Here is an 11,382-nt window from a genome sequence, read left to right on the forward strand (position 1 = left end):
GGCTCACCGGGCACACTAAAAGTTTTACTACCCGATGTAGAGCTTACCGCTATCAGGCGGTTTTCGCGCACATGTCAGCGCCGTGGCTCCGATCGCTTTTAAAGCGGACCGGAGGGGCGCCGACATGCGGCGATGGCTCACATCAGTGGAACGAATCACCGCAGGCGCAAGACCCGCCGGCGTTCGGGTTGTCAATGGTGAAGCCCTGCTTCGAAATGGTGTCCTCAAAGTCGATGCTTGCACCGCTGAGGTAAGGGACACTCATCTTGTCCACGACGACCTCAACACCGTCGTAGTCCCGCACAGCGTCTCCGTCGAGCATCCGCTCGTCGAAGTACAGCTGGTAGATCAAGCCGGAGCATCCGCCAGGCTGGACTGCAACGCGCAACCGAAGATCGGTGCGCCCTTCCTGTTCGAGGAGGCTGCGGACCTTGCCTGCTGCCACGTCGGTCAGATTGACCTCGTGCGTGGGCAGTTCGTCACTTGCGACGACCTGTGCTCCGGTGCTGTTTTCGTTGGTTGCAGTGCTCATTGGCCTACCTTCTTATGAAGCTTCTGGCGGCGGCGCCGGGACGCTGCCTGCCCTTACCCAATTACTTACGGGTTATAGCTAATGCTACGTCGCGCAGACGCTTACCTATAACTCCTGACGTAACCACAGACAGCATTTCGTTGTTCCCGACCCGCTATGCCCCAAGCCCTTCGGCGTTAAGCCTCGCGAGCATCAGCGCTTCGGCCAGCACGGCGTGACGGAAGTCGCCGATGTGGAGTGATTCGTTGGCACTATGTGCCCGGGAATCAGGGTCCTCCACACCTGTTACAAGGATCTGAACGTCCGGATACATCTCCAGGAGGTCGGCAATGAACGGGATGGATCCGCCGATGCCCATCTCCACGGGCTTGACGCCCCACGACTCCTCCAGGGCCCACAAAGCGAGCTTCGCAGCGACAGAAGAGGTGTCGGTGGCGAACGGGTTACCCCGCTCCCCCGGAGTGAACGTCACCTTCGCTCCAAATGGCGCCTTCGATTCGACGTGGCTCTTCAGGGCATCCATCGCAGCATCAGGATCCTGTCCGGGAGCCAGGCGCATGCTGAACTTGGCCCGCGCTGCGGGAATCAAGGTGTTGGAAGCAACGTCGACGGCCGGGACGTCCATGCCGATGATGGACAGTGCAGGCTTGGTCCACAGGCGCGAACCGATGGTCCCGCTGCCGGCGAGACGCACGCCGTCGAGCACCGAAGCATCGGCGCGGTAGTCCTCCTCGGTGAGGTCGACCGCCACGTCGTCACGCCCTACCAGCCCGGCGACCGCCACGTTGCCGTCGTCGTCGTGGAGTGTCGCTATGAGCCGGGACAGAAGAGTGGGGGCGTCCAGCACCGGTCCGCCGAACATACCCGAGTGGACGGCATGGTCCAGTACTCGAACTTCGAACGTGCCATCCACCAGGCCACGAAGGCTGGTTGTCAGGGCCGGCACACCCACTTTCCAGTTGCTGGAGTCCGCCACAACGATCACGTCTGAGCGTAAAAGCTCCTGGTGCTCCTCGAGGAACGCGCGGAAGGTAGGCGAACCGGCTTCTTCCTCGCCCTCGAAGAAGAAGGTCACGCCAAGGCCGAACTCTTCGCCAAGGACTTTGCTGACTGCACTGTAAGCGGCCAAGTGCGCCATGATGCCCGCCTTGTCGTCAGCCGCACCGCGTCCGTACAAGCGGCCGTCCCGCTCTTCGGCAACGAAGGGTTCGGACAGCCAAAGACTCCGGTCCCCAGGCGGCTGCACGTCGTGATGGGCGTACAGCAGGATGGTGGGCTTTCCCGCCGCGGCGGGCCTGCGGGCGACGACGGCGGGACCACCGGGGGTACCGTCGGCTTTGTCGCATCTCAAGACGCGGACGTCCGTCATGCCGGCGGCCTCCACCAGCGAAGATACGGCCTCGGCACTGCGGTCGAGTTCCTTGGGGTCGAAACTGGGCCACGCAATGCCGGGGATGGACACCAGGTTCCTCAGGGATTCCATCGTGGCGTCGAAGGACTCATTGACGGCCATAGTCAGTGCTTCCACCGGGATCCCGCCAGAGTACGGTTGCTTGTTCTGCGGGGTGTCCGCATGTGCTGAAGTCATGGCCCACACTTTACCTCCGGGGAAACGGCCATCCCGGGACGCGCGGCCCGGCAAAGCAGACGCATCACGGGGTCGACGTAACGTACGCCACCTCGCCGAGGGGTATTCTGTATGGGTGTTCGGACGTAAAAAGGAAGAGCCCAGCGCTCAGTCAGTAGTAGACCAGGCCTACGCCACTGCCCCGGGACCGGGTGCCGGCAAGGGCACCCCTACGCCCAAGCGGAAAGCCCAGGAAGCAGCCCGGAAGCGCCCTTTGGTGCCCACCGACCGTAAGGCCTCCAAGGCCGCGGAAAGGGTGGCCATCCAGGACCAGCGCCAAAAAATGCGGCAGGCCCTGGATACCGGTGACGAAAAGTTCCTCCCCTTGCGGGACAAGGGCCCCCAGAAGCGGTACGTGCGTGACTACGTTGACGCCCGATTCAGCCTGGGTGAATACCTCATGTTCGGCGCCCTGCTGTTCGTAGTAATCTCCCTGATCATTCCGCCGACCAGCGCAGGTATCAGCTACGTCCTTGTGGGCTTCTGGATCATGTTCCTTGCCGTCTTCGTGGATGTTTTCATTCTGTCGCGCAAGCTCCGCAAGCAGCTGACCGCAAAGTTCGGCGAGGTTGAGCGCGGATCCGTCTGGTACGGCTGCATGCGTGCCCTGCAATTCCGCAAGCTGCGTTTGCCCAAGCCGCAGGTGAAGCGCGGACAGTACCCGGCCTAGGCGCCACCACCATCCAAAAAGAAGACCCCGGACCATCGGTCCGGGGTCTTCTGTTGTCAGGCCACCTTAGCGCGATGCCCGCTGGCGCAGCTTCACCAAGCCCTTGTTGATGCGGGAAGCCCAGAACGGGCCTTCATAAAGGAACGCGGTGTATCCCTGCACCAAGGTCGCGCCGGCGTCCAGGCGGTCCTGCACGTCGCGGGGGGTTTCCACACCACCAACAGCGATGAGTACCAGCTGATCCCCCACAGCATCCTTGAGCCTGCGAAGGACCTCCAAGGAGCGCTGTTTGAGCGGAGCTCCGGACAATCCACCGGCACCGAGCGCCTCGACCATTGCTGGATCGGACGTGAGGCCGGCTCGTGAAATCGTGGTGTTCGTGGCGATGATTCCGTCGAGCTTAAGGTCCAAGGCCAGACGGGCGACATCGTCCACGTCTTCATCGGACAAGTCCGGAGCAATCTTGACCAGCAGGGGAACGTGCCTTCCCGCAGCCTCGTCCGCAGCGTCCCCGACTGCCCTCAGCAGCGGACGCAGGGTTTCAACGTTCTGAAGCAAGCGGAGTCCGGGCGTGTTCGGCGAGCTCACGTTCACCACAAGATAGTCGGCCGCCGGAGCGAGGCTGCGGGCACTCACAAGGTAGTCGCCTGTGGCCTCATCCAGGTCGACAGCCTTGGTCTTGCCGATGTTGACCCCGATGACCGGCCGGGTGTCAGGGTAAAGCCTTTGCAAAGCAGCCCGCGCCGACTTGAGCCGCGGCGCAACTGCAGCGGCGCCGTCGTTATTGAATCCCATGCGGTTGACGACCGCCCGGTCCTCAACAAGACGGAACAGACGCGGCTTCTCATTGCCCGGTTGTGCCTGGCCGGTGATGGTGCCCACTTCGACGTGGCCAAAACCGAGGTCAGCCAAGGCCTCAATGCCGTGGCCTTCCTTGTCGAATCCGGCCGCCAGTCCGAAGGGCGACGGGAAAGTCAGGCCCAGGGCTTCAGTCCTCAAGGAGGCGTCGGGGGCAGTCAACCTGGCCAGGATCCGGCCGGCACCTGTGCGGTGCGCTGCCCGGATCGCCTGGAAACCGATCTTGTGGGCTTTCTCGGCATCCATCCAGGAGAAGGCCAACTTGAAGAATGTGGGGTAAACACGCATGTTCCTAGTTTTGCTGTTCCGGGACATCTCACCAAACCCATGACTGTGCAAGCCGCTAGCATGTACGCATGCCAACGGAGGATAGTGACGCACATCATGGACATGGGTCGATTTCTGCCGACATCGCAGTAGTTGGTGCCGGCTTGGCCGGGCTGGTGGCGGCAGCCACCGCATACGCGGCGGGCAAGAGCGTTGTTGTGCTCGACCAGGAGCCGGAAGCGTCCGTTGGAGGCCAGGCGCATTGGTCCTTCGGCGGCCTGTTCATGGTGGATACCCCGGAGCAGCGCAGGCTGGGTGTCAGGGACAGCGCAGACCTTGCCTTGTCCGATTGGCTTGCTTCGGCTGCTTTCGACCGGCCCGCCGACGTTCAGGCGCGCGCCTGGGCTGAGGCCTATGTCCATTTCGCGGCGGGCGAGAAACGGAGCTGGCTCAAGAGCCTCGGCGTCGGTATCTTTCCCCTGGTCCAGTGGGCGGAGCGGGGAGGCTACGGGCCACAGGGACATGGCAACACGGTTCCCCGCTTCCACGTGACCTGGGGAACGGGCCCGGCACTCGTAGAACCGTTCCTTGCCAAGGTGCAGGAGGGCGTGGCGGCCGGGCGGGTGCGGATGTGCTTCAGGCACAAAGCGGGATCGTTAACGACGACGGCGGGCAAGGTCACCGGCGTGTCCGGCCAGGTCCTTGAACCGTCGACGGCGGTGCGGGGCCAGGCCTCCTCACGCGTCGCCGTCGCAGATTTCGAGGTGAATGCCGGGGCCGTCGTGGTGACCACCGGCGGGATCGGCGGCAACCACGCACTCGTGCGTCGGCAATGGCCTGGCGGAAACGCCCCCGCGGAGATGCTCAGCGGTGTTCCGGCATCCGTGGACGGTGAATTCCTTCCGGCCGTAGCGGCAGCAGGCGGATCATTGATCAACGGGGATCGGATGTGGCACTACCCCGAGGGCATCCACAATTACGATCCCGTATGGCCCAAGCACGGCATCCGCATTCTGCCTGGCCCATCAGCGCTATGGCTCGACGCCACCGGCTCCCAATTGCCGGCACCGCTCTTTCCCGGCTTCGATTCCCTCGGGGCCTTGCGCCACATTCTCTCGACCAACCACGGATACTCGTGGTTCGTCCTGAACAGGACCATCGCACTCAAGGAACTTGCCCTGTCCGGATCGGAACAGAACCCCGACCTTACCGGCAAGGACGTGCGGCTCCTGGCCTCGCGCCTGAAACCAGGCAGCGACTCCCCCATCCAGCGTTTCATCGAAAGAGGCGAAGACTTCATCCAGGCCGCGTCGGTGCGGAAACTCGCGGCAGGGATGAACCACTTGGCCGAAAACCAGTTGATCGACGCCGGCTCCCTGGAGGCTTTGGTCCAGGCCCGCGACCGCCAGGTATCCAGTGGCTTGGGCAAGGACCCCCAACTTGCCGCCATAAGGTCAGCCAGGCGCTTCGCCACCGACAAACTGATGCGCGTGGCGCCCCCGCACCGCCTGAGCGATCCCGCACACGGACCTTTGATAGCCATCCGCCTGTCGGTTTTGACCAGGAAGAGCCTCGGCGGTCTTCAGACAGACCTGAGATCAAGGGTGCTCGGCGGTGACGGCAAAGCCGTACCTGGTCTTTACGCAGCTGGCGAAGCTGCGGGGTTCGGCGGTGGGGGCATCCACGGATACCGCGCCCTGGAAGGAACGTTCCTCGGTGGTTGCCTCTTTTCCGGACGGGCAGCGGGACGGGACGCCGCTGCCCGTGTCTAAGCTAAAGCCATGGAGTGGACCCATGACATTCTGGGAAAGGACTTTCAGTCCTGCGGCTTCGACGCCGCGGGGCCGGATGGCGTGCTCCGCCACGCCACGCTGATCCGGCATCGAACCGAGACGGCTGCCCGTCCGGAGAGTGGCCAGCCTGTTACTGCGCCGGGAAACGGCACGGGGCCCGATGGAGCCGTACTTTTCCTCCATGGTTGGAGCGATTACTTCTTCAATACGGAACTTGCCAGGTTCTGGGCGGCCCAAGGCTATGACTTCTATGCATTGGACATGCATAACCACGGACGAAGCCTGCAGTCGGACAACCCCGGCGGCTATGTAGCTGATTTGAGCTACTACGACGCTGAAATCAACGGGGCAATGGACCTCATCCGTGCTGACCGGCCCGGTCCGCCGGGCAGCCTCACGTTGATGGGACATTCCACAGGAGGATTGGTGGCCGCCCTGTGGGCAAGCCGGCACCCCGGCGAAATCCAATCCTTGGTCCTGGACAGTCCATGGCTTGAAATGCACGGGAACTCACTGGTCCGCCGCGCCGCCCAAGCCATGGTGGCGCCCCTTGCCAAGCTTCGTCCGGAGACCGTGCTGCGATTGCCCGAGAGGGGTTTCTACTTCCGCAGCATCAGCAGCACCGCCGAAGGAGAATGGGCCTTGGACGAGAAGTACCGGCCCCCGCTTGCCTTTCCCGTGCGGGCAGGGTGGCTGAGCGCCGTCTTCGCGGGCCACTCGCAGGTATCCCGCGGGTTGAACCTTGAGATACCGGTGCTGGTCCTGACCTCAGCGGCCAGCGCCAATGGCATGGTGTGGCAGGAGTCGATGCGTCGCTCCGATGCCGTCCTGGATGTGGGCATCATCGCCCTCCGCGCCATGGCGCTCGGGCGGACAGTCACGTTGGAACGCATTGATGGCGGCCTGCATGATGTTTTCCTTTCCGCCCCGGCGGTGAGGAAGGATGCCTACGCAAGGCTCGCCCGCTGGATCAGCGGATACATGCGCTATGGCGCTACGGACCATCAACAGGAAGGGGATGCATGACGACCACAGGAAAACCCGACGCCGAGTGGAGGCCAGATGTCCTGGGCCATAATTACGAATGTATGGACCTGCCGCTGAAGCCGGACGAAGAAGGGCCGGTCAAAGCCACGCTTGTGCGGCATGCCCCACCCGTGGAGGACGCAGCTCCCCACGGCATCCTCGATTTCCTCACTACCTTCGCCAAGCGAAAGCGACGCACACCCCTTGCACCGGGCGGGGCACCCAGGGTAGTGCTCTACCTCCACGGCTGGGCCGACTACTTCCTCCAGACCGAACTGGCCGAATACCTCACGGCGTCCGGTTTTCTGTTCTATGCGTTGGATTTGCGCAAATTCGGTCGAAGCCTGCTTCCAGGGCAGACACCGGGTTACACCTCCGATCTCGGCGTGTACGACGAAGACCTCTCGGCAGCCCTCAGGGAAATCGAAATCGACGTGGCCTCGCGGACCAGCAACCGGGTTCCGCCCACGGTCCACCTGATTGCCCACTCACTTGGCGGGCTCATCGCGGCGCTCTGGGCCAACCGCAATCCCGGCAAAGTGGGCACCCTGGTTCTCAATTCCCCGTGGCTCGAGCTCCAGGGCAGCAGTTTGGTCCGAAGCATCGCCATGCACTTGGTTGAGCCCTTCGCTCGTACGGACCCGAAACGTCCCTTCCGTTTCCCGGAAATGCCTGCCTACTGGGAGAGCGTCAGTATCGAGGCCCATGGCGAGTGGATGCTGGACCCGGTGTGGCGCCCGCGCGCTTCCTTTCCCATTCGCGCCGGCTGGACCAAGGCCGTCCTGGCAGGGCACGCGGCCGTGGAACGAAAGTTGAACATCGATGCCCCGGTCCTTGTCCTGCTCTCGGGGCGAACCAGGATTCAAGGCGAATGGACGGCGGACCTCATGCGCGCCGATGCCGTCATCGACGTCGAAGAAACCTCTCGACGCGCCCTTGGACTGGCGCGGCGAACCGCCGTCTTCCGGTACCCGGGTGCCCTCCACGACGTCTTCCTGTCCCGTCGCACCGTTCGCCAACAGGCGTACCGTGACGTGGCAGTGTGGCTGGCCGCTTACCCGTACTGAAATAGCACGCGCATGCTATTTCGCGGCAGGGGCTGCGTCCACGGCGCCGCCATAGCGCCTGTCGCGCTTGGCATAGATTTCGACGGCGTCCCACAACGTCCGCCTGTCGACGTCGGGCCACAGGGTGTCCATGAAGACGAATTCCGCGTATGCCGATTGCCACAGCAGGAAATTGGACAGCCGCTGTTCCCCCGAGCTTCGCAGGAAAAGATCGACATCGGGGAGATCGGGCTCGTCCAGGTACCTTTGAATGGTCTTTTCCGAGACAGCCCCGGGCTTCAGGCGCCCCGCCGCGACATCCTGGGCAATGGCGGACACGGCGTCGGCAATCTCGGCGCGGCCACCGTAATTAACACACATGGTCAGATGGCAGGTGTCGTTGGCACGGGTGTACTCCTCCGCCTCTTCCAACTCCTTGATGACCGAACCCCAAAGGCGGGGTCGCCGACCGGCCCACCGGATGCGCACGCCCCATTCGTCGAGCTGGTTCCGCTGCCTTCGAAGCACATCCTTGTTAAAACCCATGAGGAAACGTACTTCTTCGGGTGAACGCCGCCAGTTCTCCGTCGAAAAGGCATATACGCTGACGTACTTGATTCCGAGTTCGATGGCTCCAGCCATCACGTCCAGAAGGGCCGGCTCTCCGGCCTTGTGTCCCTCGATCCGGGGTAATCCGCGCTGGTTGGCCCAACGACCGTTGCCATCCATGACAATTGCCACGTGCTGCGGGATCAGCTCACTGGGAATTCTTGGTGGAACTGCTCCGGAGGGATGGCCATAGGGTGCGATGACGGGGGCAGTCCTTGCCGCTGTTGTCCTGCTCTTCTTACCAAGTGCCACTGTCAGCTTCGCTCCACGTGTTTGAGTGATTTCAAGGCCCGTTCCAAATGCCATTGCAGGTAGCTGGCTACCAGCCCGGCGGCTTCCCTGCGGTGCCGGGGGTCAGAAGCGTCGGCGACCTCCCAGTTTCCGGTCAGCAGGGCCCCCAGCAGCACCACGGTCTCGGCGGCCGGCGCCGGCGAACCCGGCGGCCTGCAGTCCCCGCAGACCATTCCGCCCACCGGAGCGGCGAATGCTGTGTGGGGACCTGGCCGGCCACACCGGGCACAAGCGGTAAAGCTGGGCGCCCAACCGCCAGTGGCCAGCGCACGGAGCAGATAGGAGTCCAGGATCAGCTCCGGCGGATGGTCCGAACGGCTCAGGGCTGCCAGCGCGCCCACAAGAAGGTTGTATTGGGCTGTACCTGATTCGGTGTCAGCATCCGTCAACTTTTCGGCCGTCTCCGTCATGGCGGCAGCCACTGTGAATCTGCCGTAGTCGGCCGCAATACTGCTTCCGTAGGCACCTTTTGCCACTGCCTGGGTGACGATGTCCAAGGTCCGACCCGCAACCAGTTGCAGGTCTGCCACCATGAAGGGCTCAAGCCGGGCTCCGAAGCGGCTGCTTGTCCTCCGGACTCCCTTGGCCACGGCCCGCACCTGCCCATGATGCTTGGTCAGCAAGGTAATGATGCGATCTGCCTCTCCCAGCTTGTGGGTACGGAGAACCACGGCATCGTCCCGGTAGGACCGTGCTGCAAACGATGGATTGGCCACAACTAATCTTCGCACTATGCCTGCACCCGGAACGGTTGCAGGACCGTGTGGTGACAGAGTTTCCTGTCACCACACGGCAGGGTGCTTAGGCCTGGGCGTCCCGGACAGCCCGGTTCACGGCCGAGATCAGTGCTTTGAGTGACGACGTCGTGGTGCTGGGGTCGATGCCCACACCCCACAGGACGCGCTCTCCGACCGCGCATTCAACGTATGCGGCTGCGCTTGCACTGCCGCCCTCGGACAAGGCGTGCTCGCTGTAGTCCAGGACCCGGACATCAACGCCATCCTGGTGCAGGATGTCCAACAGGGCCGCAATTGGCCCATTGCCGTGGCCGGTACGACGAACCTCGGCGCCGTCGATCCGCAGGTTTGCGTTCATGGTCATGGCACCGGCTTCATCAGTCTCGGTGCTCACGCTGCCCAGTGCATAACGGCCCCACTGGGCTTGCTCCTGGTCGGAGGGCAGGTATTCATCCTGGAAGATCTGCCACAACTGTGACCCGCTTACCTCGCCGCCCACGGCATCGGTCCGGCGCTGGATAACTCCCGAGAACTCGATCTGGGCTCGACGCGGCAGGTCCAGGTTGTGCTCATTCTTCAGCAAGTAGGCCACACCGCCCTTGCCGGACTGGGAATTGACCCGGATGACGGCCTCGTAGCTGCGACCCAGGTCCTTGGGGTCGATCGGCAGGTAGGGAACCTGCCAGGTGAAGTCATCCACGGACTTTCCGGCAGCTGCGGCGTCCTTCTCCAGGGCTTCGAAGCCCTTCTTGATGGCGTCCTGGTGCGATCCGGAGAAGGCCGTGAATACCAGGTCACCGCCGTAGGGAGAGCGCTCAGGAACAGGCAACTGGTTGCAGTACTCCACCGTGCGGCGGATTTCGTCGATGTCGGAGAAGTCGATCATGGGGTCCACGCCCTGGACAAACATATTCAGTCCGAGCGTCACCAGGTCCACGTTGCCTGTGCGTTCTCCATTGCCAAAGAGGCAGCCCTCAATGCGGTCCGCGCCGGCCAGGTAGCCTAATTCGGCGGCTGCTACCCCGGTCCCGCGGTCATTGTGCGGGTGCAGGGAAATGATGATGCCCTCGCGGGGATGCAGGTTGCGGTGCATCCATTCGATCGAGTCGGCGTAGACGTTCGGGGTAGCCATTTCAACCGTGGCAGGCAGGTTGATGATGACCTGCTTGTCGGCTGAAGCTTCAAAGACGTCTGCAATGGCGTTGCACACGCGTGCGGCGTACTCGAGCTCAGTTCCCGTGAAGGACTCCGGCGAGTATTCGTAGGTGATGTGTGTGTCCGTGAGGGTTTCTTCGTATTTCTTGCAGAGGCGGGCACCCTGCAGCGCAATGTCCAGAATGCCGTCTTCGTCCTGATTGAACACCACCCGCCGCTGCAACACGGATGTTGAGTTGTACAGGTGGACGATTGCCTGCTTGGCGCCTACCAGGGACTCATAGGTCCGCTCGATCAGGTGTTCGCGCGCCTGGGTCAGAACCTGGATGGTGACGTCGTCGGGAATGTGGCCGCCCTCGATGAGCTGGCGGACAAAGTCGAAGTCTGTCTGCGACGCCGACGGGAAGCCGACTTCGATTTCCTTGTAGCCCATCTTGACCAGCAATTGGAACATCTTCAGCTTGCGGGCCGGGCTCATGGGGTCAATCAGCGCCTGGTTGCCGTCGCGCAGGTCGACCGCGCACCACCGCGGAGCTTTGGTAATGACCTTGTCCGGCCACGTGCGGTCAGGAACCTCGACGTTGATCTGGTCCTGGAACGGCAGGTAGCGGTGAGTAGGCATACCGGAGGGCTTTTGTGCATTACGCATGACGTGTGGCCTTTTCTCTAAGAACTAAATGAAAGCTTAGCCGGACACAACGAAACTCCGCGGCGAGGATGGCCCAGCGTCAGATAGCTTTCAGGCCTCGCCGCGGCAGCTAAGAAGAAGCA

At 62.8% G+C, this 11,382-nt stretch carries 10 protein-coding genes; 4 read left to right on the top strand and 6 right to left on the bottom strand.

The window, feature by feature from the left end; translation table 11 throughout:
- Positions 1-142: 142 nt before the first annotated feature.
- Together PJL15_RS00090 and PJL15_RS00095 are read right to left on the bottom strand one after the other, a co-directional pair.
- Positions 143-532, bottom strand: a complete 390-nt coding sequence (locus PJL15_RS00090) for a HesB/IscA family protein (RefSeq protein WP_281449196.1) — start codon at positions 530-532, stop codon at positions 143-145.
- 154 nt (positions 533-686) lie between these two features.
- A complete protein-coding gene (locus tag PJL15_RS00095; protein WP_281449197.1) occupies positions 687-2,120 on the bottom strand; it encodes a dipeptidase in 1,434 nt (477 codons plus the stop codon).
- Positions 2,121-2,235: 115 nt separating this feature from the next.
- On the opposite strand from PJL15_RS00095, the gene PJL15_RS00100 reads away from it, so the two are divergent.
- Complete coding sequence (locus tag PJL15_RS00100) at positions 2,236-2,829, top strand: DUF3043 domain-containing protein (RefSeq protein WP_039241322.1); 594 nt, start codon at positions 2,236-2,238, stop codon at positions 2,827-2,829.
- A 66-nt stretch (positions 2,830-2,895) separates the two neighbouring features.
- Here PJL15_RS00100 and PJL15_RS00105 read toward each other — a convergent pair whose 3' ends face one another.
- Entirely contained in the window at positions 2,896-3,975 is a 1,080-nt protein-coding gene (locus PJL15_RS00105; RefSeq protein WP_281449198.1) for a quinone-dependent dihydroorotate dehydrogenase, read from the bottom strand.
- A gap of 68 nt (positions 3,976-4,043) precedes the next feature.
- Here PJL15_RS00105 and PJL15_RS00110 point away from each other — a divergent pair, with 68 nt between their 5' ends.
- Genes PJL15_RS00110 through PJL15_RS00120 form a run of 3 tightly spaced genes read left to right on the top strand, consistent with a single transcriptional unit; the run spans position 4,044 to position 7,840 of the window.
- The gene (locus PJL15_RS00110) at positions 4,044-5,726 is read left to right on the top strand and encodes an FAD-binding dehydrogenase (protein WP_281449199.1); all 1,683 of its coding nucleotides are present in this window, start codon (positions 4,044-4,046) and stop codon (positions 5,724-5,726) included.
- A gap of 9 nt (positions 5,727-5,735) precedes the next feature.
- Positions 5,736-6,773: an alpha/beta hydrolase gene (locus PJL15_RS00115; RefSeq protein ID WP_281449200.1), complete on the top strand. Its 1,038-nt coding sequence runs from the start codon at positions 5,736-5,738 to the stop codon at positions 6,771-6,773.
- The gene (locus tag PJL15_RS00120; RefSeq protein WP_281449201.1) at positions 6,770-7,840 is read left to right on the top strand and encodes an alpha/beta hydrolase; all 1,071 of its coding nucleotides are present in this window, start codon (positions 6,770-6,772) and stop codon (positions 7,838-7,840) included. Before PJL15_RS00115 ends, PJL15_RS00120 begins: the two co-directional genes overlap by 4 nt.
- A 15-nt stretch (positions 7,841-7,855) precedes the next feature.
- On the opposite strand, the gene PJL15_RS00125 is transcribed toward PJL15_RS00120, so the two are convergent.
- The 3 genes from PJL15_RS00125 to leuA form a co-directional block, all read right to left on the bottom strand.
- On the bottom strand, positions 7,856-8,680 hold the full coding sequence (locus PJL15_RS00125; RefSeq protein WP_281449417.1) for an isoprenyl transferase: 825 nt from the start codon (positions 8,678-8,680) through the stop codon (positions 7,856-7,858).
- 2 nt (positions 8,681-8,682) lie between these two features.
- On the bottom strand, positions 8,683-9,435 hold the full coding sequence (gene recO, locus PJL15_RS00130) for a DNA repair protein RecO (RefSeq protein WP_281449202.1): 753 nt from the start codon (positions 9,433-9,435) through the stop codon (positions 8,683-8,685).
- An 85-nt stretch (positions 9,436-9,520) separates the two neighbouring features.
- Positions 9,521-11,260, bottom strand: a complete 1,740-nt coding sequence (gene leuA / locus PJL15_RS00135) for a 2-isopropylmalate synthase (protein ID WP_281449203.1) — start codon at positions 11,258-11,260, stop codon at positions 9,521-9,523.
- Positions 11,261-11,382 lie beyond the last annotated feature (122 nt).

The sequence above is a fragment of the Paenarthrobacter nitroguajacolicus genome (assembly GCF_029952445.1).
Classification (GTDB): domain Bacteria; phylum Actinomycetota; class Actinomycetes; order Actinomycetales; family Micrococcaceae; genus Arthrobacter; species Arthrobacter nitroguajacolicus_B.

Bases quoted from the DNA above. Each gene is read 5' to 3' on its own strand.
- PJL15_RS00090 (WP_281449196.1), bottom strand. From the start codon at position 532: ATGAGCACTGCAACCAACGAAAACAGCACCGGAGCACAGGTCGTCGCA.
- PJL15_RS00095 (WP_281449197.1), bottom strand. From the start codon at position 2,120: ATGACTTCAGCACATGCGGACACCCCGCAGAACAAGCAACCGTACTCT.
- PJL15_RS00105 (WP_281449198.1), bottom strand. From the start codon at position 3,975: ATGCGTGTTTACCCCACATTCTTCAAGTTGGCCTTCTCCTGGATGGAT.
- PJL15_RS00110 (WP_281449199.1), top strand. From the start codon at position 4,044: ATGCCAACGGAGGATAGTGACGCACATCATGGACATGGGTCGATTTCT.
- PJL15_RS00115 (WP_281449200.1), top strand. From the start codon at position 5,736: ATGGAGTGGACCCATGACATTCTGGGAAAGGACTTTCAGTCCTGCGGC.
- PJL15_RS00120 (WP_281449201.1), top strand. From the start codon at position 6,770: ATGACGACCACAGGAAAACCCGACGCCGAGTGGAGGCCAGATGTCCTG.
- leuA (WP_281449203.1), bottom strand. From the start codon at position 11,260: ATGCGTAATGCACAAAAGCCCTCCGGTATGCCTACTCACCGCTACCTG.